This is a genomic window from Novilysobacter longmucuonensis, assembly GCF_046600735.1.
Taxonomy (GTDB): Bacteria; Pseudomonadota; Gammaproteobacteria; order Xanthomonadales; family Xanthomonadaceae; genus Novilysobacter_A; species Novilysobacter_A longmucuonensis.
In genome coordinates this window covers 94794-117320 of record NZ_JBJMAW010000003.1, presented here as the reverse complement: position 1 = coordinate 117320, position 22527 = coordinate 94794, and the positions used below count along the sequence as shown (strand labels likewise).

At 68.9% G+C, this 22527-nt stretch carries 19 protein-coding genes and 1 pseudogene; 12 read left to right on the top strand and 8 right to left on the bottom strand.

What is annotated here, in order from left to right:
• Nucleotides 1-3: 3 nt before the first annotated feature.
• The 4 genes and pseudogenes from ACJQWM_RS04565 to ACJQWM_RS04550 form a co-directional block, all read left to right on the top strand.
• A pseudogene (locus tag ACJQWM_RS04565) lies at nucleotides 4-179 on the top strand (DegV family protein); the annotation flags it as partial.
• Between the two features lie 304 nt (nucleotides 180-483).
• Nucleotides 484-3978, top strand: coding sequence for an amidohydrolase family protein (locus ACJQWM_RS04560; protein WP_332704368.1), 3495 nt, complete (start codon nucleotides 484-486; stop codon nucleotides 3976-3978).
• Nucleotides 3979-4149: 171 nt separating this feature from the next.
• The gene (locus tag ACJQWM_RS04555) at nucleotides 4150-4521 is read left to right on the top strand and encodes a hypothetical protein (protein WP_332704366.1); all 372 of its coding nucleotides are present in this window, start codon (nucleotides 4150-4152) and stop codon (nucleotides 4519-4521) included.
• Nucleotides 4522-4632: 111 nt separating this feature from the next.
• On the top strand, nucleotides 4633-5331 hold the full coding sequence (locus ACJQWM_RS04550; protein ID WP_332704363.1) for a Dph6-related ATP pyrophosphatase: 699 nt from the start codon (nucleotides 4633-4635) through the stop codon (nucleotides 5329-5331).
• A gap of 192 nt (nucleotides 5332-5523) precedes the next feature.
• Here ACJQWM_RS04550 and rimI read toward each other — a convergent pair whose 3' ends face one another.
• The 3 genes from rimI to pssA are packed head-to-tail and all read right to left on the bottom strand — an operon-like array spanning nucleotide 5524 to nucleotide 7180.
• Nucleotides 5524-6009: a ribosomal protein S18-alanine N-acetyltransferase gene (gene rimI / locus ACJQWM_RS04545; protein ID WP_332704444.1), complete on the bottom strand. Its 486-nt coding sequence runs from the start codon at nucleotides 6007-6009 to the stop codon at nucleotides 5524-5526.
• Nucleotides 6006-6416, bottom strand: coding sequence for an alanine acetyltransferase (locus tag ACJQWM_RS04540; RefSeq protein WP_411306690.1), 411 nt, complete (start codon nucleotides 6414-6416; stop codon nucleotides 6006-6008). Before ACJQWM_RS04540 ends, rimI begins: the two co-directional genes overlap by 4 nt.
• A complete protein-coding gene (pssA, locus tag ACJQWM_RS04535; RefSeq protein WP_332704111.1) occupies nucleotides 6413-7180 on the bottom strand; it encodes a CDP-diacylglycerol--serine O-phosphatidyltransferase in 768 nt (255 codons plus the stop codon). Before pssA ends, ACJQWM_RS04540 begins: the two co-directional genes overlap by 4 nt.
• Before the next feature lie 110 nt (nucleotides 7181-7290).
• Here pssA and ACJQWM_RS04530 point away from each other — a divergent pair, with 110 nt between their 5' ends.
• Nucleotides 7291-7713: a DUF4124 domain-containing protein gene (locus tag ACJQWM_RS04530; protein WP_332704109.1), complete on the top strand. Its 423-nt coding sequence runs from the start codon at nucleotides 7291-7293 to the stop codon at nucleotides 7711-7713.
• 99 nt (nucleotides 7714-7812) lie between these two features.
• Here the strand turns inward: ACJQWM_RS04530 and ACJQWM_RS04525 are convergent, their stop codons facing one another.
• Nucleotides 7813-8130, bottom strand: coding sequence for a hypothetical protein (locus ACJQWM_RS04525; protein ID WP_332704107.1), 318 nt, complete (start codon nucleotides 8128-8130; stop codon nucleotides 7813-7815).
• Nucleotides 8131-8461: 331 nt separating this feature from the next.
• On the opposite strand from ACJQWM_RS04525, the gene ACJQWM_RS04520 reads away from it, so the two are divergent.
• Both ACJQWM_RS04520 and ACJQWM_RS04515 read left to right on the top strand, forming a co-directional pair.
• The gene (locus ACJQWM_RS04520) at nucleotides 8462-10195 is read left to right on the top strand and encodes a proline--tRNA ligase (RefSeq protein ID WP_411306689.1); all 1734 of its coding nucleotides are present in this window, start codon (nucleotides 8462-8464) and stop codon (nucleotides 10193-10195) included.
• Nucleotides 10196-10443: 248 nt separating this feature from the next.
• The gene (locus ACJQWM_RS04515; protein ID WP_332704103.1) at nucleotides 10444-10809 is read left to right on the top strand and encodes an H-NS histone family protein; all 366 of its coding nucleotides are present in this window, start codon (nucleotides 10444-10446) and stop codon (nucleotides 10807-10809) included.
• A gap of 345 nt (nucleotides 10810-11154) precedes the next feature.
• Here ACJQWM_RS04515 and ACJQWM_RS04510 read toward each other — a convergent pair whose 3' ends face one another.
• Entirely contained in the window at nucleotides 11155-12405 is a 1251-nt protein-coding gene (locus tag ACJQWM_RS04510) for a threonine/serine exporter family protein (RefSeq protein WP_332704115.1), read from the bottom strand.
• Nucleotides 12406-12505: 100 nt separating this feature from the next.
• On the opposite strand from ACJQWM_RS04510, the gene ACJQWM_RS04505 reads away from it, so the two are divergent.
• From ACJQWM_RS04505 to ACJQWM_RS04485, 5 genes are all read left to right on the top strand, one after another.
• Nucleotides 12506-13624, top strand: a complete 1119-nt coding sequence (locus tag ACJQWM_RS04505; RefSeq protein WP_332704101.1) for an ABC transporter permease — start codon at nucleotides 12506-12508, stop codon at nucleotides 13622-13624.
• A gap of 201 nt (nucleotides 13625-13825) precedes the next feature.
• Nucleotides 13826-14671 (top strand): ABC transporter ATP-binding protein, encoded by an 846-nt coding sequence (locus ACJQWM_RS04500; RefSeq protein ID WP_332704099.1) that lies wholly within the window; start codon nucleotides 13826-13828, stop codon nucleotides 14669-14671.
• A 168-nt stretch (nucleotides 14672-14839) separates the two neighbouring features.
• Nucleotides 14840-15766, top strand: coding sequence for an MlaD family protein (locus ACJQWM_RS04495; RefSeq protein ID WP_332704097.1), 927 nt, complete (start codon nucleotides 14840-14842; stop codon nucleotides 15764-15766).
• Nucleotides 15763-16446: an ABC-type transport auxiliary lipoprotein family protein gene (locus ACJQWM_RS04490; RefSeq protein WP_332704095.1), complete on the top strand. Its 684-nt coding sequence runs from the start codon at nucleotides 15763-15765 to the stop codon at nucleotides 16444-16446. The genes ACJQWM_RS04495 and ACJQWM_RS04490 overlap by 4 nt, the downstream gene beginning before the upstream one ends.
• 325 nt (nucleotides 16447-16771) lie before the next feature.
• Complete coding sequence (locus ACJQWM_RS04485; RefSeq protein ID WP_332704093.1) at nucleotides 16772-18439, top strand: electron transfer flavoprotein-ubiquinone oxidoreductase; 1668 nt, start codon at nucleotides 16772-16774, stop codon at nucleotides 18437-18439.
• A 129-nt stretch (nucleotides 18440-18568) separates the two neighbouring features.
• On the opposite strand, the gene ACJQWM_RS04480 is transcribed toward ACJQWM_RS04485, so the two are convergent.
• The 3 genes from ACJQWM_RS04480 to ACJQWM_RS04470 form a co-directional block, all read right to left on the bottom strand.
• Nucleotides 18569-20938: a reprolysin-like metallopeptidase gene (locus tag ACJQWM_RS04480; protein WP_332704091.1), complete on the bottom strand. Its 2370-nt coding sequence runs from the start codon at nucleotides 20936-20938 to the stop codon at nucleotides 18569-18571.
• Between the two features lie 172 nt (nucleotides 20939-21110).
• Nucleotides 21111-21737 (bottom strand): CoA transferase subunit B, encoded by a 627-nt coding sequence (locus ACJQWM_RS04475; RefSeq protein WP_332704089.1) that lies wholly within the window; start codon nucleotides 21735-21737, stop codon nucleotides 21111-21113.
• The gene (locus tag ACJQWM_RS04470) at nucleotides 21737-22483 is read right to left on the bottom strand and encodes a CoA transferase subunit A (protein WP_332704087.1); all 747 of its coding nucleotides are present in this window, start codon (nucleotides 22481-22483) and stop codon (nucleotides 21737-21739) included. Before ACJQWM_RS04470 ends, ACJQWM_RS04475 begins: the two co-directional genes overlap by 1 nt.
• Nucleotides 22484-22527: the final 44 nt, after the last annotated feature.

Genomic DNA, 22527 nt, shown 5'->3' with positions numbered 1-22527 from the left:
CCAGGCGGCGAGCTGCCGGAGATGCGCGCCCTGCCCGGTTACCAGAGGCTGCAGGCGGCCTGCGCCGAGCACAACGTCGAATTGTTCGAAAGCGTGATGAGCCTGACCGGCATGGTCATGTCGGCAAGGGCGCGCTGGTGGTGGGGTTCGCGTCGGAGACGGTCAAGTTCGACGCGTAGACGCGTAGGGCGGGTTTAAACCGCCGCGATCGGCGCGAACATTTGGTGTGTCGGCGGGTTGAAACCCGCCCTACTGGGCTTCCTACGGCCGTAGGAGCGGCTTCAGCCGCGATCGGAAATTGCACGGATCGACGATTCCGGATCGCGGCTGAAGCCGCTCCTACAACAGGGGCGGAAGACACCACACGCAATCGGGCGGCTCGCACGACTTGCGACTGCGGTCGCGCGTTACGGGACTTCCGGCCTACGAGCGACGCCGCCGCAGGCGTTAGGCTGCAAGGTTCATCCGCACGTGTGCCCATCGATGACCCTCAACCGCCGCCTGCTCGCCCTTGCGCTGACCAGCGCCCTTTCCACCTTGATCGCCGCGCCGGCCTTCGCGCAGGACCAGCCCCCACCTCAGCCGCCGCCGCAGCCGGTGCCGCAGGACCGCGATACCAGCGAGCCCGACGAAGAGGTCCAGCTGGAGCAGGATGCACTCGACCCGGTCGGCACCGACCCGGCCGAGGCGCCGCTGCAGACCGCCAAGGGCCAGCGCCAGCCCGGCGAGGCCGATGAGAAGGAACCCGAGTGGGACGTCACCGCCGCGCACGGCCCGACCAAGACCGTCCGCTTCGACACCGACGAAGGCACCTGGATCGACGTGGACGTCTCGCCCGACGGCGGCGAGATCGCGTTCTCGCTGCTGGGCGACCTGTACCGCCTGCCGATCACCGGCGGCAGCGCGCGGCGCATCACCAGCGGCGCGGCCTGGGACGTGCAGCCGCGGTTCTCGCCGGACGGCGATGAGCTGGCCTTCACCTCCGATCGGGGCGGCGGCAACAACCTGTGGACGATCGATGTCGACGGCAGCGATCCGGTGCAGGTCACCAAGGAAGACTTCCGCCTGCTCAACAACCCGGCGTGGACGCCGGACGGTCGCTACCTGATCGGCCGCAAGCATTTCACCAGCGAGCGTTCGCTCGGCGCCGGCGAGCTGTGGCTGTACCACGCCAGCGGCCAGGGCGCCGACGTCGGTAGCGGCCTGCAGCTGGTCGAGAAGAAGAACGACCAGCAGGACCTCGGCGAGCCGGCGGTATCCCCCGATGGCCGCTACGTCTACTACTCCGAGGATGTCAGCGGCGGCGAGACCTTCCAGTACAACAAGAACCCGCACGACGTGATCTACGCGATCAAACGGCTGGACCGCGAAACCGGCGAGACCGACACGCTGATCGCCACCCCCGGCGGCGCGGTGCGGCCGCAGCCCTCGCCCGACGGCAAGTCGCTGGCGTTCGTGAAGCGCGTGCGCGAGAAATCGGTGCTGCACGTGCTTGATCTGGCCAGCGGCGCGGTGCGGCCGGTGTGGGACGGGCTCTCGCACGACCAGCAGGAGGCCTGGGCGATCTTCGGGCCGTACACCGGGTTCGACTGGACGCCCGATTCCGAATCGGTGGTGCTGTGGGCGCAGGGCAAGCTGTGGCGCGTCGACATCGCCAGCGGCGAGGCCAGCAACATCCCGTTCCAGGCCGCGGTCGAGCAGACCGTGACCGCGCCGCTGCGCTTCGAGCAGACCATCGAGGAAGGCGACTTCACCCCCAGGATGATCCGCGACGTGGCGACCAGCAGCGATGGCGACACCCTGGTGTTCCATGCGCTTGGCAAGCTGTGGCGCAAGGCGCTGCCCGGCGGTACGCCGCAGCGCCTGACCGGCAACGACAACCTGTACGAATACCAGCCGAGCTTCAGCAGCGACGGCCGCAAGCTGCTCTACACCACCTGGTCGGACGAGGCGCTGAGCGCGATCTACGTGCGCAACGCGAACGGGCGCGGCACCGGCAAGCGCCTGACCGACGAGAAAGGCTTCTACTACGGGCCGAAGTTCTCGCCCGACGGCAGCCGCATCGTCTACTCCAAGGCCGGCGGCGGCGGGCTGACCGGTAGCCTGTGGTCGGGCGAGCGCGGCATCTACGTGATGCCGGCCGACGGCGGCGAGCCGGTGCGCGTGGCCGATAGCGGCGAGGCGCCGCAGTTCAACGCCGACGGCAGCCGCGTGTACTACCTCACCGGCGGCGGCCTGGAGAAGAAGCTGATGTCGGTCGGCCTGCACGGCGAGGACCCGCGCGAGGTCTTCGACCTCAAGTACGTCGATACCGTCAGCATCAGCCCGGACGGCAAGTGGGTCGCGTTCACCGAGCTGTTCAACGCTTACGTCGCGCCGCTGATGACCACCGGCCAAGTCGTGGAGCTCGGCAAGGACAGCAAGGCGCTGCCGGTGACGCAGGTCAGCCGGGACACCGGCAGCTACCTGCACTGGGGCGCGGATTCGGGGTCGCTGCACTGGATGGTCGGCAACCGATACCACTCGCGCGATCTCAACCAGGCGTTCGCGTTCCTGCCCGGCGCGCCGACCGAGCTGCCCGAGCCGGGCAGTGACACCGGCATCGCGGTCGGGCTGACCGTCCCGGTCGATCAGCCCGACGAACTGGTCGCGTTCACCAACGCGCGCATCGTGACCATGCGCGATGCCGAGAACAGCGAGGAGGTGATCGAGAACGGCACGATTGTCCTGCGCGGCGACGTGATCGAGGCGGTCGGCCCGTCGGCGTCGGTCAGCGTGCCGTCGGGCACGCGCACCATCGATGCGAGCGGCAAGACCATCGTGCCGGGCTACATCGACGTGCACGCGCACGCCGCGCACTTCGGCCAGGGAGTGGTGCCGCAGCAGAACTGGGCGTACTACGCCAACCTCGCGTTCGGCGTCACCACCATGCACGACCCGTCGGCGACCACCGAATTCGTTTTCTCCGAAGCCGAGCTGCTCAAGGCCGGCAGGATGGTCGGCCCGCGCGTGTTCTCGACCGGCACGATCCTCTACGGCGCCGACGGCGACTTCAAGGCCGAGGTCGACTCGCTCGAGGATGCGCGCAGCCACCTGCGCCGGATGAAGGCCAACGGTGCGTTCTCGGTCAAGAGCTACAACCAGCCGCGCCGCGACCAGCGCCAGCAGATCAACACCGCAGCAAGGGAGCTGGGCATGCTGGTGGTCGAGGAAGGCGGCAGCACGTTCCACCACAACATGACGATGATCCTGGACGGCGCCACCGGCATCGAGCACAACATCCCGGTCGCGCCGCTGTACAAGGACGTGGTCGAGCTGTGGTCGCAGACCGACGTGCGCAACACGCCGACGCTGGTAGTCAGCTACGGCGGGCTGTCGGGCGAGTACTGGTGGTATGCGCGCGACAACGTCTGGGAGAACGACAAGCTCAACCGTTTCTTCCCGCGCGAGACGCTGGACGCCCGCTCGATCCGCCGCGAGGTCGCGCCGGACTGGGACTACTGGCACATCGAGGTGGCCAAGGCCACCAAGCAGCTGCGCGATGCCGGGGTCGGGATCCAGGTCGGCGGCCATGGCCAGTTGCAGGGCCTGAGCCCGAACTGGGAAACCTGGATGCTGGTGCAGGGCGGCTTCAGCGAGTTCGAGGCGCTGCGCGCGGCGACCTTCGACGGCGCCGACTACCTCGGCCTTGGATCGCAGCTGGGCTCGCTGGAAGTCGGCAAGCAGGCCGACCTGCTGGTGCTCAATTCCAATCCGCTGGAGAACATCCGCAGCACGATTGATACCCGCTATGTGATGGTCGACGGCCGGCTGTTCGACGTGGAGGCCGACATGGCCGAGATCGGCAACCAGGAGGCGCCGGCGCCGGAGTTCTACTGGCAGCGCCACCGCGCCGGCCAGACCTTCGGCCTTCAGTTCGGACCGACCGCGGTCTGCCACTGTCCGAAAGGCCACGGCGGCCACGTTCATCTGGACTGAGGCAGGCAAAGGACGGACGCAGCCGCCGCGGCGGCTGCGTCCGCTTTGCCCGCCATGGATTGCGGCCATGGAGTTGCGTGCAGGGATTGCCCCGACACTGTGCCCGCGTTTCACGAGCGCCGCATACCGCGCCGCTTAGGCTGTAGCCATCTTTCGACGAGACGCTGACCCATGGCCACCCGCTACTACATCCGACTGCCCGACGGTGCCCGCGCGCGCGGTGCCGACCCGTCGCTGTCGTTCCGCGCCCAGAGCGGGCCGGGGTTCGCCGAGGAGCTGCAGGACGCCTTGCGCAGCGATGCCCTGTTCGAGCGCTGGCGCATGAAGCAGGACGAGCCCGACGAGGTCGACCCCGCATTGGGTGCCACCGATCCGGCCGCCACCGTGCACGGCGAGCAGGACGACCTGCACATCGACCTGATCGTGACCAGCGCCATCCCCGGCAACATCCTCAAGCAGCGCCTGCGCCTGCTGGCCGGCAGCGGCTGGGAACTGCGCGACGTGACCTCCAGCGAAGTGGCGCAGCCGCCGTACGTGCCGTAGCCAAGCACCCGTAGGAGCGGCTTCAGCCGCGATCCGGAACCATCGGCGGTGCATTGATCGCCCGATCGCGGCTGAAGCCGCTCCTACAATGGTCGTTTTTGGGGCGACCTCATGAAGCAGATCCTCCTGTCCTGGAGCGGCGGCAAGGACGCCGCATGGACGCTGCACACGCTGCGCCAGCGCGACGACGTGCGAGTGGTCGGCCTGCTGACCACGCTGACCGAAGGCTTCGACCGCGTCTCGATGCAGGGCATCCGCCGCGAGGTGCTGCATGCGCAGGCCTCGGCCACCGGCCTGCCGGTGATCGAGGCGTGGATCCCGCAGCGCGCCGACAACGCCACCTACGAGGCTTCGTTCGCCGCCGCGTTGCAGCAGGCCGGCGAGCACTGGCCGGGGTTGTCGCACATCGCCTATGGCGATCTGTTGCTGGCCGACATCAAGACCTGGCGCGAGGCGTTGTGCGCGCGGCTCGGCTGGCGGCCGCTGTTTCCGCTGTTCGGCAGCGATACCGCGGCGCTGGCGCGCGAGATGATCGCCGGCGGGCTGCGCGCATCGCTGTGCTGTGTCGATACCCAGCAGCTGGATGGCGAGTTCAGTGGCCGCGCGTTCAACGCGGCTCTGCTGGAGGCACTGCCCAGGGCATGCGACCCCTGTGGCGAGAACGGCGAATTCCATACCTGCGTGGCCGACGGGCCTATGTTCGCCCGGCCGCTCCAGCTCGACCGCGGCGAGCACGTGCTGCGCGACGAACGCTTCGCCTACACCGACTTTCTGCTCCGACCGCAGACGCCTGCCGCACCGGCGACCTGACCGGAAAGCTCGCGGCTCACGCCGCTCCTACAGAGCCATGGCCCCTTCCCCTGTAGGAGCGGCTTCAGCCGCGAACCAGAACCGTCGGCCGGTTTGGCCTCCCGATCGCGGTGCAACCCGCCACCCACACCCGGGAGGCCTGAGCGGAAAGCTCGCGGCTAAAGCCGCTCCTACAGCCTCTTACAGCCGCTCCTACACGGGTGGAAGCAGCTCGATCGCCATGACCAGGGCATCCTCACGCCCGTCCGGGGCCGGGTAGTAGCGCGGGCGGCGGCCGATCTCGTTGAAACCTTCGTTGAAATACAGCGCGATCGCGCCGGCATTGGACGGGCGCACCTCCAGGAATACCCGCTCGGCGCCGCGGCCGCGGGCGAGGTGCAGCATCGCGTGCAGCAGCTTGCGGCCGTAACCGCGGCCCTGCACTTCGGGCGCGACGCAGAGGTTGAGCAGGTGGGCCTCGCCGGCGGCCAGGCTCATCAGGAAGTAGCCCACGATGCGGCCATCCTGGTGCAATACCCACGAGGGGTAATCGGCGCGCAGGCAGTCGCGGAAGATGCCCAGGGTCCACGGAAACGGGTAGGCCCGCAGCTCGATCGCCAGGATCGCCTCGAGGTCGGCCTCGCGCATCGGCCGCAGCGCGACCGGACCGGCGGCTGCATCGGCCGCCAACGCGCTCATGGGCGTCGCGAGCCGTGCAGCGCGCGCAGCCGCGGCCACAGCGCGCGCTTGGCGGCGGGGTCGCCGCGCAGTGCGGCAAGGTCGACATCGAGCCCGGCGAGCGCCTGTTCGGCGGCGCGCGTGGTGCGCTGGCCGGTCGCGCGCAGCAGGGCGCGATGCAGGCGCCGGTCGGCCGCCGCCGGTGCGCTTGGCGTCGGCGCGGCCGCGACCGCGGGCGCCTCCACCACCGGCGCGACCCTGCGTGGCGGCCGAGGTGACGGCGGCGGCTGCGGCGGCGATTCCGGCTGCTGCTGGACGGGCTCCGGCACCTGCGGCGGTACGCTGTGGTCGTCACCGGCCAGCACCAGCACCGGATGGCCCAGCGCCTGCAACCACTCACGTTGCTGGGCACTCCACAACAGGCTCATGGCGCGACCTCCGGCGGCCCCCGGCGGATCTTGCGGTACAGCCAGTAGGCGGGTCCGCACAGCGCGTAGGTGGCAGTGATCGCCAGCAGCACCGTCGGCGGGTCGATCGCGATCGCGATCAGCACCACCAGCACAGCCACGATCGCCAGGAACGGCACGCGGTCGTTGCGCGGCCCGCCCTTGAAGCTGAAATAGCGCAGCCGGCTGACCATCAGCAACGCCGCGGCCACCGTCACCGCGAGCGCCCCGTAGCGCAGCTGCGCACCGCTGTAGCCGAACGCGTGGCAGGTCCACACGAAGCTGGCGACCAGCCCCGCGGCGGCCGGGCTGGCCAAGCCGATGAACCAGCGCTTGTCGACCTGGTGGACCTGCGAATTGAACCGCGCCAGCCGCAGCGCCGCGCAGGCCGCGTACAGGAACGCCGCGATCCAGCCGATCTTGCCCAGGGTGGCTCCGTCCAGCCGCATCGCCGACAGCGCCCAGTGGTACATCACCAGCGCCGGCGCCAGCCCGAAGCTGATCAGGTCGGCCAGCGAGTCGTACTGCACGCCGAACTCGCTCTGGGTGTTGGTCAGCCGCGCCACCCGGCCATCGAGCCCGTCCAGGATCGCGGCGATGAACACCGCGATGCAGGCGACGTCGAAGCGCCCTTGCGCGGCGGCGATGATCGCGTAGAAACCGGCGAACAGGCCGCCGGTGGTGAACAGATTGGGCAGCAGGTAGATGCCGCGGCCGCGCGGCCGGCTGGGAGGCGTGGATTCCATGGCGCGAGTGTAGCGCTTGCCTGCGGGCCGGCGCGGTGCTGCAATCGGCTCACCCGACCGACCATCCGCCCAAGCCCCCGCCCACTACCGGCGCCCCGACGGAGCATCCCATGTCCAGCGCGACCGCTCGACCCACCCTCCGCCCGTCGCCGTGGTTCGGTGCCGCGTTGGCGCTGGCCGCACTGGCCGCCGCGCCGGTCTCCGCCGAGGATATCTACCAGTGGAAGGACGCCAACGGAGTCACCCACTACTCCGATTCACCGCCGCCCGAGGGCGCCTACCAGAACCGCACGATCACCAGCGCCGGTGCATCAGCGGCGGCCGAGTCGGTCGAGGGCGCGCAGTGCAGCGACGCCCGCAAGCGGCTTGCGCAGTTGCGCAGCGACGGGCCGGTGGGGTTCGATACCGATGAGGACGGCAGGCCCGATTCGACCATGGACGCCGAACAGCGTGCGGCGCAGACCCGCCTCGCCGAGGCCGCGATCGCGGCCGCCTGCACCGCCCGCGATAGCAAGGCACAGCCGCAGGCATAACAGCCACGGGTTGCCGGACCGTCATTGGGTCGCGCTGCACCGGCGGCGCGCGGCGGGGCATCATCACGGCCGCCGCAAACGCGCCGTACGCATCCACTGCTACCCGCCGGCAGGCGCGTTTGGTGCGTGCGCTGACGGACCATTGGCCTCGGCGTCGACAGCGTGGTCCGGCGCCGGCTCGTGCGATTGCGGCGAGTCCGGTCGAGGCACCGCGGGCGTCGGCGTGCCGCCCCTGGCGGCGAGCGCCATCAGGACCGATCCGGCGATCACCAGCAGGACCAGGCCCAGCAAAATTCCGATCACACCCCGGCGAACCGCCATGGTCGGGCCTCCCGTGTTGCCGTTGCCGCTTCGTGCGGCGCGGCTTATCGGCGATGCGAACACGCATCGGGTCAATGCCACGTGATTCGATGTCATCGCCCCGTGGCACGCTCCGCTCGCAGTAGCCGGTCACCACCGGGTAACCCGATCCGTTCCCTCCATGCACAGTCCCCGAGGAGTGCTTGGTGCCACCCCCCTTGCCGATCCGGCCATCGTTGACCGTCATCGGGTCCACGGGCACTGGGGCGAGGTGCGCCGACGGCGCCGTCGGCGCCGTCGGCGCACCTGAGGCTGACGGCATGGGGCCAAGGGGTATCGGCGCGACGGCGCCCAAGGGGCGACGCTCAGCCGGGCGCAGCGTGCGAAGCCACGGCGGCCGCGCCACGGCATGCCAGAATGCCCGCCTCCCCGTGCCGAAAATCCGCCGATGCGCCTGTCGCAGTTCCATCTCCACACCAGCAAGGAAACCCCCGCCGACGCCGAGGTGATCAGCCACAAGCTGATGCTCAAGGCGGGCATGATCCGCAAGCTCGCCTCCGGCCTGTACACCTGGTCACCGCTGGGCCTGCGGGTGCTGCGCAAGGTCGAGCGGGCGGTGCGCGAGGAAATGAACGCCGCCGGCGCGATAGAACTGCTGATGCCCTCGGTGCAGCCGCTGGAGCTGTGGCGCGAAAGCGGCCGCCTGGACACGTTCGGCCCGCTGCTGCTCAAGCTCAAGGACCGCAAGGAGCAGGACTACTGCGTCGGCCCGACCCACGAGGAAGTGATCACCGATTTCGCGCGCAACGAGCTGGCCAGCTACAAACAGCTGCCGGTGACCTTCTACCAGATCCAGGCCAAGTTCCGCGACGAGATCCGCCCGCGTTTCGGGGTGATGCGCGCACGCGAGTTCCTGATGAAGGACGCCTACTCGTTCCACCTCAGCGACGAGGACCTGGATCGCGAATACCGCCACATGCACGCGACCTACAGCCGCATCTTCACCCGGCTCGGGCTGAAGTTCCGCGCAGTGCAGGCCGACAGCGGCGCGATCGGCGGCGACGCCTCGCAGGAGTTCCACGTGCTGGCCGACTCGGGCGAGGACGCGATTGCGTACTGCATCGGAGATGGCGACGGGTCGTCCGGCTACGCGGCCAATCTGGAAGCCGCCGAAGCGCTCTCGCCCGGCGAACGCGCCGCCGCCACCGAGACGATGCGCAGGATCGACACGCCGACGCAGAAAACTTGCGAGGCGGTCGCCGCGCTGATGGGCATCGCGCTCGATCGCACGGTCCGGTCGATCGCGCTGATCGGACTGGACCCGGAAAACAATCCGCAGTTCGTACTCGCGCTGGTGCGCGGCGACCACGCCGTCAACGAGATCAAACTGGCCAAGCTGCCGGGCCTGGCCGATTACCGACTCGCGAGCGAGGCCGAGATTCTCGACTATCTTGGTGCCGACCCCGGTTTCCTGGGCCCGGTGGATGCGCGCAAGCCCATCCGCGTGATCGCCGACCGCAGCGTCGCGGCGATGGCCGATTTCGTGGTCGGCGCCAATCAGTCCGGTCAACACCTGGCCGGGGTGAACTGGGGCCGCGATCTGCCCGAGCCGGCACTGGTGGCCGATATCCGCAACGTGGTCGCCGGCGACCCCTCGCCGGACGGCCGCGGCACCCTTGGCATCGCCCGCGGGATCGAAGTTGGCCATGTGTTCCAGCTCGGCCGCAAATATGCGCAGGCAATGGGCTGCAGCGTGCTCGACGAGGCCGGCAAGGCCGCCACGCCGACCATGGGCTGCTACGGCATCGGTGTCTCGCGGATTGTCGCGGCGGCGATCGAGCAGAATCACGACGACGCCGGCATCATCTGGCCCGAGGCCATCGCGCCGTGGCAGGCGGTGGTATGCGTGATAAACCCGAAAAAGGACGTGGCGGTCGCCGAGGCGGCCGAGGCCCTGTACAGGGAACTCAATGCCGCCGGTATCGATACCACGCTGGACGACCGCGGGCTGCGCCCCGGCGCGATGTTCGCCGACATCGAACTGATCGGCATTCCGCACCGGGTCGTGGTGTCCGAGCGCGGGCTTGCCGCAGGCACGCTGGAATACCGGCATCGCCGTGCCAGCGAGGCCGAAAACCTCGACCGCGAAACGCTGCTGGACCGCATCACGGCCGCAGGTTGAATCACGACCAATAACTGTCGCCCCCCCTGCGTCGTCTACCGAACTCGTAGGCTGGGCTGCCAAGCCCGGCATCGCGGGTAAAGGCGCTGGGCTTGTCAGCTCAGCCTACAAAAAACGAGGGCGGCGGCAGTCCGCCAGCCCCGGGACCGGACATATTCGCCTGCATTTACTAAATGCGGCCAGACGATTATCATCCGCCGCAACCATGGACTGGCCGAGTATCCCGTATCCAATTTCCGGAGGTTTCCATGTCGATCGACATCAATGCGCTGTCAGCCAAAGAGCTGCAGACGCTGATCAGCAAGGCCAAGAAGCGCAAGACCACGCTGAACAAGCGCAAGCCGGTGACGGTGGTCCGCAAGAAGCTGACCACACAGGCCAAGAACGAGGGTTACACCATCGCCGAGCTGTTCGGCAGCGGCGCCGCGGCGACGCCGCGCAGCAGTTCCAGTACGCCCCGGAAAGCCCGCAAGTCGCTGGGCAAGGTCGCGCCGAAATACCGCGATCCATCCAATCCGGATAACACCTGGACCGGCCGCGGCAAGCAGCCGCGCTGGCTGGCGGCGTATACCTCGGCCGGCCGGGGGCTGGAAGAGTTCAAGATCGACCGGTAACCGGTTGCATGTTGTTGTGAAAGACGCCGGCCTCGTGCCGGCGTTTTTTTTGGGCGCCGCGGACTCGGGACTCGGGACTCGGGACTCGGGACTCGGGACTCGGGACTCGGGACTCGGGAAATGCTATTCCACTGCCGTCCCGAGCGCAGCGAGGGATCTGTTTTCTTTACGTGAAGGAAAAGCAGATCTTCTCTATTTTGTTGGATTGGCCGCTGCAACATCGCACGGGGCGAGGCTTTGGTAGAGCGGAGCTTGCTCCGCTGCCCCGCCGCGACGTCAACAGCAGCCGAGCAAGCTCGGCTCTACGGGACGGCTCTACGGGGCTGTTCGCTGCCCGGGCTCAACCTAGAGATTCCGCCGCGCCGGCAACAGCAGATTGCCGAACAGCAGGCCGGCAATCAGCGCCAGCAGGATATTGAGTACCGCCAGCATCGCGTCCTGGCCGGCATCGACGTCCTGCTGCTGGATCAGCGTCAGCAGCCCGCGCAGGCTCGCGCTGCCGGGCACCAGCATGATGATGCCGGGCACGCGGATGATCGCGCCGGGACGGTGGCACCAGCGCGCGTAGGCGTTGCCGGCGGCGGTGATGGTCAGCGCGGCCAGGAAGATGCCGGCCGGCGAGCCCAGCGCCAGGCCGGCGTAACGCGCAATCAGGTAGCCGCTGGCGGCGGCCAGCATCACCTTCGGATAATCGCTGCGATGGCCACGGAACAGCACCGCGAACGCGAACGAGGCCATCAGCAGGGCCACCCACTCGACCCAGTCCGGCTGCGGCCGCAGCGCCCGTACCGCCGGCTGCAACCCGACCAGATCGGCGATGTACAGCGCGATCACGGTGCCGACGGCGAGCTTGAGCACCGTGGTCACCGCGCCGGCGAAGCGCGCGGTGCCCGAGACCAGGTGCTGGCTGGTCAGCTCGCTGATCGCGTTGGTCAGCGCCAGGCCGGGCAGCAGCACGATCAGCGAGGCGATGATCACGGTGTTCTGGTTCAGCGGGGCGATGAGGCTGGCGATCAGGATGGTGACCCCGGCGGCGACCATCGCCGCGATCGCATCCACGCCCTCCTTGAGCCGCGGGCGCGAGTCCGACAGCAGCACCAGGGCGCCGATGAGCAGCCCGTTGACCGCGGCCACGCCGATGTCCAGCCACGGCAGCCGCAGCACCCCCGCCACCGCGGCCGCCGCCAGGCCGAAACCCAGCACCTGCATCAGCTTGGCGCGCCGGGTCGGCGGCACGTCGAGCGCGCTCATCGCGGCGTGCCCTTCTGCCATGTTGAGCTTGCCGGCCAGCATCTCCTCGGCGATTCGGTCGGTCTCGCCCAGCCGGTACAGGTCGTTCTCGCCGGGCGGCAGCCGGATCACGCGGGTGGTGTCGCTCTCGCCGGGCGGGCGCAGCGGGTCGCTGAAGGTCAGGATCAGGCCGGTCGGATTGGACCAGGGTTCGCACTCCAGCCGCAGTTTCTGCGCGACGGATGTGATCGCCCCCTCCAGCCGTTGCGAGGTGGTGCCGTAGGCGTGCAGACGCTCGGCCAGCTCGATCACGAAGTGGATGCGGGCGGCGTAACTGGCATCGCTCAAAGGCGTCGGGCTGTGCATGGCCGAAAGCATCGCACGCGCCTGCGTCGCCGGCAGCATGCAGCAGTGCAAGTCCGCCACTCGCTTGCCGCGACAAGCCTGTATCCTCGGGCCGAGCCCTATGACCGAGCCCAGCGCGCAGCCACCGCAGATCGAGATCGACGGCCAGGGCGCGTCGCGCTTGCGGCTATCCGGCCGCTGGACGTTGAAGTTCGCCCACGCGATCAGCCGCGCACTGGCGGAGGCGCCGCGTTCGGCCACCGTCATCGACGCGCGCGGGGTCGAGCGACTCGATTCGCTCGGCGTATTGCAACTGGTGCGGTTCGCCAAACGACGCAAGCTCGATTTCGACGGCTTCGTGTTCGATGAAAACCACCGCGCCCTGGTCGCGGCGATCGACGACGTCGCCGACGAGCGCCCCCCGCAGAAGCACGAGTACGGCGTGCATGCGGCGCTGGCCCGGCTCGGCTACGCGGTCGAGGAGAACTGGAAGGAGCTGCTGGCGCTGCTGGCGTTCTTCGGCGAGGTGCTGGTCAAGCTGCTGCGCATGGTCCGGCAGCCTGGCCGGTTCCGCCCGACCGCCACCGTGCACCAGATGGAGCAGGTCGGCCTGGATGCGGTGCCGCTGGTCGCGCTGCTGTGCTATCTGGTCGGCGCGGTGATCGCGTTCCTCGGCTCGACCATCCTGCGCGATTTCGGCGCGGTGATCTTCGTGGTCGAGCTGGTCAGCATCGCGTTCCTGCGCGAGTTCGGCGTGCTGCTGACCGCGATCCTGCTGGCCGGGCGCACCGCCAGCGCGTTCACCGCGCAGATCGGCGCGATGGTCAGCCGCGAGGAGGTCGATGCGATCCGCACCCTGGGCATGGATCCGATCGACCTGCTGGTGATCCCGCGCGTGCTGGCCTTGCTGGTGATGCTGCCGCTGCTGACCTTCGTGGCGATGATCGCCGGCCTGCTCGGCGGGCTCACGGTCGGCGCCTACGGCCTGGACATTCCGCCGCAGCAGTACCTGGCGCGCATGCAGGACACGATGGAGCTGCGGCACTTCCTGGTCGGAATGGTCAAGGCCCCGGTGTTCGCGCTGGTGATCAGCCTGATCGGCTGCCTGGAAGGCCTGCAGGTCAAGGGCACCGCGCAGTCGGTCGGCGAGCGCACCACGTCCAGCGTGGTGCAGTCGATCTCGCTGGTGATCGTGCTCGATGCGTTCGCGGCAATCTGGTTCATGGAAATGGGCTGGTGAGTGCGAGTGAATCGCGGCCGGTGGCCGCTGTGAGGTGGGTGAGCCGCGGCCGTGGGCCGCTGTAAGGTGGGTGAGGTGCGGCCTGCGGCCGCTGGCAAGTGAAAATCAATCATCCGGAGTCCGGCTTTTGCTCTTACTGACTTCTTATCTCATACAGGCGGCGCAGCCGCCGGCTCACTGCTCCCGGAGCAGCGTCACCCCATGAGCCACGCGGCGCCCCCCGAGACCGCCATGCACGACCGCGACCCGATCATCCGCGTGCGCGGCCTGGTCAACCGCTTCGGCGAGCAGCTCGTGCACGACGAGCTCGACCTGGACGTGATGCCGGGCGAGATCATCGGCGTGGTCGGCGGCTCGGGCAGCGGCAAATCGGTGTTGATGCGCTCGATCCTGGGGCTGCGCACGCCCGACGCGGGCGAGATCGAGGTGCTCGGCATCGACGCGCGCAGCGAGGATGCGATGCAGCACCGCGAGATCGAGCGCCGCACCGGCGTGTTGTTCCAGGACGGCGCGCTGTTCTCGTCGCTGAGCGTCGGCGAGAACGTGCAAGTGCCGCTCAAGGAATACCACCGCGGCCTGCCCGATTCGCTGCGCTACGAGCTGGCGCTGCTGAAGGTCAAGCTCGCCGGCCTGCCGGCGGACGCGCTGGACAAGCTGCCGGCACAGCTCTCGGGCGGCATGCGCAAGCGCGCGGGGCTTGCGCGCGCGCTTGCGCTGGATCCGCCGCTGCTGTTCCTCGATGAGCCGACCGCCGGGCTGGACCCGATCGGCGCGGCCGCGTTCGACCGGCTGATCCGGACCTTGCAGCAGGCGTTGGGGCTGACGGTGTTCTTGATCACCCACGACCTCGACACGCTTTACGCCATCTGCGACCGCATCGCGGTGCTGGCCGATCGCAGGGTGATCGCCTGCGCACCGCTGGCCGAGGTCGAGCGGCTCGATCACCCGTGGGTGCAGGAATATTTCCACGGCCCGCGCGCGCGCGCCGCGCAGGAAGCCCTGGGCCGGGAAGTCGCGGGCCGGGAACCGGGGATATTGAACCGATGAAGTCCCTCCTGCCGGCGGCCCCGCTGCGCACCAGTGCGCTACCCTGCGCCCGATACCCCACGATGAGCACGGGCCGCGGACCGAAGGCAGCGCAGTGAACCATTTCCGATTCCCTATGCCTCTATTCCCGATGCCCCCATTCCCTATCCCACAACCCCGGCCCTGACCATGGAAACCAAGGCCAACTACGTACTCATCGGCGCCTTCACGATCATCGTGTCGCTGTTCCTGCTGCTGTTCGCACTGTGGGCGGCCAAGTACTCCTCCGAGCGCAGCTGGCGCGAGTACGCGGTGATCTTCAACGAGCCGGTGACCGGGCTGTCCGAAGGCAGCACCGTGCAGTACAACGGCATCGCGATCGGCACCATCGAGTCGCTGCAGCTGGCGCCGGACGATCCGAGCCAGGTATTCGCGCGCCTGCGCGTCCGGGAGGACGTGCCGATCAAGACCGACACCCGCGCCAAGATGTCGATGACCGGCATCACCGGCAGCCCGATCATCCAGCTCACCGGCGGAAGCCCGGGCAGCCCGGCGCTGCACGAGGTCGACACCCGCGACGTCCCGGTGATCGAGACCGAGGCCTCGGCGCTGCAGAACATCGCCGATACCGCCAACCGGCTGGTCGCGCGCCTGGACCGGGTGCTCAGCGAGGAGAACGTCGAGCGCGTCGCCAACACCCTGGAGAACATCGAGGCGATGACCGGCGCGGTGGCCGACCAGCACGAGGACCTGCGCGCGCTGATCGTCAACGCGCGCCAGTCCAGCGAGCAACTGCAGGCCACGCTGGCCACCACCCACCGCACGATGGAGGGGCTGGACCGCGAACTGGTCGACAAGCTGCCGGCGCTGGTGGCCCGGCTCGACAGCACCTTGAACAACCTGGACTCGGCCGCCGGTGGCGCCGACGCCATCCTCAGCGAGAACCGCGCGGCGATCAGCAGCTTCGCCAACGACGGCCTGGCCCAGCTCGGCCCGACCCTGGGCGAGCTGCGCCTGCTGGTGCGCGACCTGCGCCGCATCAGCGACCGCCTTGACAGCAACCCGGCGCGCTACCTGCTCGGCCGCGATGCCCCGAAGGAGTTCGAGCCCGAATGACCACACCGACTTTGCCTTTGCGCCCCGCCGCGCGCGCCTGCCTGGCCGCCATCGCACTGCTGATGCTGGCCGGCTGCACGGTCGTCGGCGGCGGCGAGCGCGAGGACGCCCGCCTGTACATGCCCGATCCGCGCGTGCCGGCCGACCCGGCGTGGCCCGAGGTGTCCTGGCAGCTGTCGGTGAGCAACCCCACCGCGGCGCGCATGATCGACAGCCTGCGCATCGCGGTGCGCCCGGCGCCCAACGAGCTGCAGGTCTACAAGAGCGGCGGCTGGGCCAAGCGCCCCAGCGACATGCTCGAGGACGCACTGCTGCGCACGCTGGAGGACTCGGGACGGATCCCGGCCGTCGCCCGCCAGGGCAGCGGGGTCAGCGCCGACTACAAGCTGGTGCTCGACCTGCGCCGGTTCGAGTCGGACTACGTGCGGGACGGCGCGAGTCAGTCCGCGAGTCAGCCCGCAATCCCGGCGGCGACCATCGAGGTCAACGCCAAGCTGCTGCACGCCCAGGACCAGCAGGTGATCGCCACGCGCACCTTCCTGCAGGCACAACCGGCCGCGAGCACTGCGGTACCGGAGGTGGTGGAGGCGTTCGAGCAGGCACTCGGCACGCTCAGCCACGAGATGGCCGGCTGGATCCTGTCCACCGGCCAGGCCCACGAACGCAACGGACACCGCTGAGCAAGGTTTGCCGGCAGCCGATCACCGCAAGCCGACCGGATGCGACCGTGTAGGAGCGGCTTCAGCCGCGATCCAAAATCGGTTCGCCGTTGCCCTCCACGGCTGCGCCGCGTCCCTGCTTCCCACGCGCCGGACCCGCTCGGCCACCCGCGATGAAACCCCGCGTCAGCGGAATGGCGGCGTCGCATCCGGTTCCGGTTCGCGGCTGAAGCCGCTCCTACAAAGCGGTGTGCACACCACTGTCGCGGCAGGTGCGTGACAACGTACCTGCGACGCCACATTTGCGACAATCGCCGGCCACGAGCGCGAGCAAGCGGAGAGCAGCATGAGCGAACAGTCCCCCACCGGCGCCACCGAGACCGAGCGCGACGTGATGGAGTACGACGTCGTCGCCGTCGGCGCCGGCCCGGCCGGTCTATCGCTGGCGATCCGCCTCAAGCAGCTGGACCCGGACATTTCGGTCTGCGTGATCGAGAAGGCCTCGACCATCGGCGCGCACATCCTCTCCGGGGCGGTGATCGAAACCGGCCCGCTCGACGAGTTGCTGCCCGACTGGCGCGACAACCCGCCGCCGATCTGCGTGGCGGCCACCGAGGACGAATTCTGGCTGCTGAACAAGACCGGCGGCCGCAAGCTGCCGGTGCCGCCTGGCATGCACAACAAGGGCAACGTCATCGTCAGCCTCGGCGCGATGTGCGCGTGGCTGGCGCCGCAGGCCGAGGCACTCGGCGTGGAGATCTACCCAGGCTTCGCCGCGGCCGAGACCCTGCACGACGAAACCCCCGGGGAAGGCTCCGGCAAGGTGATCGGTGTGCGCATCGGCGACATGGGCCTGGCCCGGGACGGCGCGCACAAGCCCGGCTACACCGCCGGGATCGATATCCACGCCAAGGTCACCGTGCTTGCCGAAGGCGCGCGCGGGCACCTGACCAAACGGCTGATCCGGCGCTTCGAGCTGGACGCCGGGCACGACCCTCAAGGCTTCTCGATCGGGATCAAGGAGCTGTGGCAGGTGCCCGAGGAGCGCGTATCGCCGGGCAAGATCGTGCACAGCTTCGGCTGGCCGGCCGACACCAGCACCTACGGCGGCAGCTTCCTGTACCACCTGGACAAGGGCCGGATCGCGCTCGGCTACGTCAGCGGGCTCGACTACCAGGACCCGGAATACAAACCGTGGGAGGCCTTCCAGCAATGGAAGAACCACCCGATGATCAAGCCGCTGCTCGAAGGCGGCAGCATCGTCTCGGCCGGCGCGCGCGCGATCGTCACCGGCGGCTGGCAGTCGCTGCCAACCGTCGAGATGCCCGGCGCGATTTTGATCGGCGATACCGCCGGGCTGCTCAACGTGCCCAAGATCAAGGGCACCCATCAGGCGATCCGCTCCGGCATGCTGGCCGCCGAGCACCTGGTGGCATCGAAGCTCGCGCCGGAAGGCTTCGACGCCAAACTGCGCGCGTCCGCGGCGATGGCCGAGCTCAGGCAGGTCCGCAACATCAAGCCCGGTTTCAAGCACGGGCTGTGGCTGGGCATGCTCAACGCCGCGTGGGAGACGGTCACGCGCGGCCGCTCGCCGTGGACGCTGAAGAACAAGCCGGACTGGTGCGCCATGGAGAAGCTCGACGAGTACCGGTCACCGGAGCGCGGTTACATCGACCGCGAGCTCGCCCCGCGCGACCGCCTGGCCGGGGTCTACTTCGCCGCGACCGAGCACGACGAGGACCAGCCGGTGCACCTGCAGGTCGCCGACACCTCGATCTGCATCGAGCGCTGCACGGTCGAATACGGCAATCCGTGCACCCGCTTCTGCCCGGCCGGGGTCTACGAGATCGTCGAGGAACCGTCCAGCGACGGCGACGGCGAGCCGGTCAAACGCCTGCAGATCAACGCCGCCAACTGCGTGCACTGCAAGACCTGCGACATCAAGGACCCGTACGAGATCATCAACTGGGTCACGCCCGAAGGTGGGGCGGGACCGAACTACCAGAACCTCTGATCGAGGCAGCGCGCCGGCGGCACATGCCGCCCGGCGCGGCCCGCGAGGTGTTCCCCCGGGCTTGTGGCCCGATACCGGCCGCCAGCCCTCGCGGGCTGGCAGCGACGCGGTCTCAGCCGCGGCCTCCGGTCAACGGACGATCCGCCACGCCAGGTTGGCCACCTGCGTCACCGCCTGCTCATTGGTCACCCCGGCCGACGGCCAGATCGTGTTCACACCGCTGCTGCCGTTGCGCCACAGGATGTCGGCGCGACCGTCACCGTTGTAGTCGCCGACGCCGGCGACGGCCCAGGCTTGGTTGGCTACCCTCGGCACGGCCTGCTCGCTGGCGGTGCTGCCCGATGGCCAGATCGTGTTGTCACCGCTGCTGGTGTTCCGCCACAGGATGTCGGCACGGCCGTCGCCGGTGAAATCTCCCACGCCGGCGACCGTCCAGGCGAGATTGGCGACCTGGATCACCGTCACTTCGCTGGCGCTGGATGCCGATGGCCAGATCGCGTTGGCGCCGTTGCGGGCATTGCGCCAGAGGATGTCCGAGACGCCATCGCCGTTGAAGTCACCCACCCCGGCCACGATCCAGTCCGTGTTGGACCGCGTGGTGACCCCCTGCAACTGCCCGGAGTCGCCGGACCGCCAGATCCGGTTCGCACCGGTGCCGCGGTTGCGCCACAGGATGTCGTCACGGCCATCACCGTTGAAGTCGCCGACCCCCACGATCTTCCAGTCCAGGTTCGACTCGGTCGCCACCGCGATCTCGTTGCCCGCGATAGCGGCGCGCCAGATCGTACCGGCGCCCGAGCTGCGGTTGCGCCACAGCAGGTCGGAGCGGCCATCGCCGTCGAAATCACCGACGCCCGCGACCTGCCATGCCAGGTTGCCTACGCGGGCCACCGCCTGCTCGCCGGAGGTGCTGGCGGACGGCCACAGGGTGTTGGCGCCGGTGGTGACGTTGCGCCAGAGAATGTCCGACACGCCATCACCATTGAAATCGTGACGGACCGGCTGTCCCACCGGCACAACGCTGGCGCGGAACGAGGCGACGGCCGCAGTGGTCTGGTTCAGGCTGCGTGCGTTGTCGGACTGGTTGGCCACACCGCAGGCGCGCCCGCCGCAGGACGTCACATCCGGATTGGAGAACACCCGGTAGGACCTCTGGCCCGAATCGCCGTAGGCCATGACGGTGTAGAAGTCGCCACTGGTCGAGTCGGTCTTCTGGCCGAACGAGTAGTCGTAGGCGCCGTAGCTCAGCACGCCGTCGTCATTCTTCGAATTCTCACGGTCATGGGTGGAGCCCATGTTGTGGCCCAGCTCATGCGCGAAGGTCTCCTCGCGGCAGAAATAGGTCTTGCCGTCGGTGCCCTGGTCCTGGCCATCGCTGGCCACGGAGTAGCCGAAGTACTCGTCGTTCTGGCTGATGCCGCGGCGGCCGCCGCCGATCAGCCAGGCGACGCCACAGCCCTCGTTCTCCGGGTCCTGGAAGCGGCGCAGCACCACCACCAGGTCGGCGCCGTAAATGTCGCGCGCGGTGCGCAGGGCCGAGAACGCCGGGTCCGGCGTCAGGCGCGTGGAAGGCGCGCGGAAGCCGGTCACCTTCTCCAGCGCGTCGCCGTTGCCGGTTGCGTCGGGGAACGACACTTCCATCGAATGGACCAGGCGGACTTCGGCGTTGACCGCGCTGTTGCGGTAGGCCTCGTTGGTGATGTCGACCAGGTTGTGGATGCGGGTCAGCGCCGCCGAGGTGCCACCGCGATGCTGGGCGAACCCCGAGGTGTAGCCGACCAGCACATCGATCAGGGTCCTGCCCGAACTGGTCGCCGCCACCGCCTGCGCGCCCGCAGTCTGCATACCGGACACGCTCGATGAGCCCGCCGCGATTTTGGGCGGCACGAAGAAGTCCGGTGCGGTCGGGCGCGTGGCCTCGTTGTGGATCTCGCGCAGCTGGCGCGGATCGGCCGCCACCACCCAGGCGCGGCCGTCGGCCACGGTCAGCCGCAGCGGCGGCTTCCCGCGCTGCGGAATGGTGCCGAAGACCGCATCCGGGCCGAAGGTGATGACCGAGTCCTCACCGGGAGCGCCGGGCGCCCGGCCGATCCAGCTCCAGTTGCCATCGGGATGTTCGACGTGACGCTCGTAGGCAAGGTCGATGATGCTGCCGTCGGGCGCGGTGAAGCGCAGGTTGCCGCTGACCGCCGCACGCAGCGCATGCTCCTCGCTCAACTCGGCCGCGTGCCAGGTGTAGGCGCCGGTCTTGCGGACCACCGGCTCGACCGGGTACTGCACCAGCGAGCCGCGATCGGGCGCATTGGCGAATGAATGCGGGCCGCGTGCAGCCGGCGCCGATGGGCCCGTCGCCAGACCAGCCGCCGCCAGGGCGGCAGCCTCGGCCTGTGCCGCCGACGCGGTGGCGGCGGAGCTGGCGTTGTTGTCCAGACCGGCGGACCAGTCACTGGAGCAACCCGACAGGAACGCAGCGGCGAGAAGCCAGGGAAGCTTTTTCATATCTGGGTACCCGAAGTTAGGAGGTCAGGCGGCGTACTGCGCCGCGTCGGCTCACCCCGGAGCCTGATAAGGAACCTACAAAACGAGTCTACGCACCCGTCACGCCGCTTGGCAGGTACCACCGACACAAATTACCCCGATTCCCCTGTTCAGGCGGTAGGGCGTTCAGCTCTCAGCGCACTGCACACCCGGTCCTGGCCAGCAGCTCGTCCTTTTCCACGCCCGGCGCCAGCTCCACCAGCACCAGCCCATCGCCGGTCACGTCCAGCACCGCCAGGTCGGTGATGATCCGGTCGACCACCCCCACCCCGGTCAGCGGCAGCGTGCACTCGGGCAGGATCTTGTGGCTGCCGTCGCGGGCGGTGTGCTCCATCAGCACCACCACGCGCTTGACCCCGGCGACCAGGTCCATCGCCCCGCCCATGCCCTTGACCATCTTGCCCGGCACCATCCAGTTGGCCAGGTCGCCTTGGTCGGTCACCTGCATCGCGCCGAGGATCGCCAGGTCGATGTGGCCGCCGCGGATCATCGCGAAGCTGTCGTGGCTGCCGAAGTAGCTGGCCCCGGCCCGCGCGGTGACGGTCTGCTTGCCGGCGTTGATCAGGTCCGCGTCGACCTGCGCTTCCGTCGGAAACGGGCCGATGCCGAGCAGGCCGTTTTCCGACTGCAGCCAGACATCCACGCCGTCGGGGATGTGGTTGGCCACCAGCGTCGGCAGCCCGATGCCGAGGTTGACGTAGGCACCGTCGGTGAGTTCGCGCGCGGCGCGCTGCGCCATCTGGTCGCGGGTCCAAGCCATCACTTGTCTCCCTGGCGCACGGTGCGCTGTTCAATGCGTTTTTCGGGGGTCGGGTTGTGCACGATGCGGTCCACATAGATGCCCGGCAGGTGCACGTGGTCGGGGTCGATCGTGCCGATCTCGACGACTTCCTCGACCTCGGCGATGCACACCGCGCCGGCCATGGCGCAGGCCGGGTTGAAGTTGCGCGCGGTCTTGCGGAACACCAGGTTGCCGGCCCTATCGGCCTTCCACGCCTTGACCAGCGCGACATCGGCCTTGAGCGCGGTTTCCATGACGTAATGCTGGCCATCGAACTCGCGCGTCTCCTTGCCCTCGGCGACCACCGTGCCGTAGCCGGTGGCGACGAAGAACGCCGGGATCCCGGCGCCGCCGGCGCGCAGGCGCTCGGCCAGGGTGCCCTGCGGGTTGAACTCCAGTTCGAGCTCACCGGCCAGGAACTGGCGCTCGAACTCCTTGTTCTCGCCGACGTAGGACGAAATCATCTTGCGGATCTGCCGGGTCTCCAGCAGCAGGCCGAGGCCGAAGCCGTCGACCCCGGCATTGTTGGAGATCGCGGTCAGGCCGGTGACACCGCAGTCGCGCAGCGCGGCGATCAGCGCCTCGGGTATGCCGCACAGGCCGAAACCGCCGACCGCGAGGGTCTGGCCGTCGGCGACGACGCCGCGCAGCGCCTCGTCGGCATTCGGGTACAGCTTGTTCTTCGGATCGCGCGCGCCTGACGTCGCGGCAGTGGCCTGGGCCATCGGGACAGCTCCTTTGCGGGGTCGGGCAAGTCTAGCGCGTGCGT

Excerpts from the sequence above, each read along its gene's own strand:
- ACJQWM_RS04560 (WP_332704368.1), top strand. The coding sequence starts at position 484 with ATGACCCTCAACCGCCGCCTGCTCGCCCTTGCGCTGACCAGCGCCCTT.
- pssA (WP_332704111.1), bottom strand. The coding sequence starts at position 7,180 with ATGGAATCCACGCCTCCCAGCCGGCCGCGCGGCCGCGGCATCTACCTG.
- ACJQWM_RS04555 (WP_332704366.1), top strand. The coding sequence starts at position 4,150 with ATGGCCACCCGCTACTACATCCGACTGCCCGACGGTGCCCGCGCGCGC.
- ACJQWM_RS04510 (WP_332704115.1), bottom strand. The coding sequence starts at position 12,405 with ATGCACAGCCCGACGCCTTTGAGCGATGCCAGTTACGCCGCCCGCATC.
- ACJQWM_RS04480 (WP_332704091.1), bottom strand. The coding sequence starts at position 20,938 with ATGAAAAAGCTTCCCTGGCTTCTCGCCGCTGCGTTCCTGTCGGGTTGC.
- ACJQWM_RS04540 (WP_411306690.1), bottom strand. The coding sequence starts at position 6,416 with ATGAGCCTGTTGTGGAGTGCCCAGCAACGTGAGTGGTTGCAGGCGCTG.
- ACJQWM_RS04550 (WP_332704363.1), top strand. The coding sequence starts at position 4,633 with ATGAAGCAGATCCTCCTGTCCTGGAGCGGCGGCAAGGACGCCGCATGG.
- ACJQWM_RS04505 (WP_332704101.1), top strand. The coding sequence starts at position 12,506 with ATGACCGAGCCCAGCGCGCAGCCACCGCAGATCGAGATCGACGGCCAG.
- ACJQWM_RS04495 (WP_332704097.1), top strand. The coding sequence starts at position 14,840 with ATGGAAACCAAGGCCAACTACGTACTCATCGGCGCCTTCACGATCATC.
- ACJQWM_RS04475 (WP_332704089.1), bottom strand. The coding sequence starts at position 21,737 with ATGGCTTGGACCCGCGACCAGATGGCGCAGCGCGCCGCGCGCGAACTC.
- ACJQWM_RS04530 (WP_332704109.1), top strand. The coding sequence starts at position 7,291 with ATGTCCAGCGCGACCGCTCGACCCACCCTCCGCCCGTCGCCGTGGTTC.
- ACJQWM_RS04490 (WP_332704095.1), top strand. The coding sequence starts at position 15,763 with ATGACCACACCGACTTTGCCTTTGCGCCCCGCCGCGCGCGCCTGCCTG.
- ACJQWM_RS04520 (WP_411306689.1), top strand. The coding sequence starts at position 8,462 with ATGCGCCTGTCGCAGTTCCATCTCCACACCAGCAAGGAAACCCCCGCC.
- rimI (WP_332704444.1), bottom strand. The coding sequence starts at position 6,009 with ATGAGCGCGTTGGCGGCCGATGCAGCCGCCGGTCCGGTCGCGCTGCGG.
- ACJQWM_RS04500 (WP_332704099.1), top strand. The coding sequence starts at position 13,826 with ATGAGCCACGCGGCGCCCCCCGAGACCGCCATGCACGACCGCGACCCG.
- ACJQWM_RS04485 (WP_332704093.1), top strand. The coding sequence starts at position 16,772 with ATGAGCGAACAGTCCCCCACCGGCGCCACCGAGACCGAGCGCGACGTG.
- ACJQWM_RS04525 (WP_332704107.1), bottom strand. The coding sequence starts at position 8,130 with ATGACATCGAATCACGTGGCATTGACCCGATGCGTGTTCGCATCGCCG.
- ACJQWM_RS04515 (WP_332704103.1), top strand. The coding sequence starts at position 10,444 with ATGTCGATCGACATCAATGCGCTGTCAGCCAAAGAGCTGCAGACGCTG.
- ACJQWM_RS04470 (WP_332704087.1), bottom strand. The coding sequence starts at position 22,483 with ATGGCCCAGGCCACTGCCGCGACGTCAGGCGCGCGCGATCCGAAGAAC.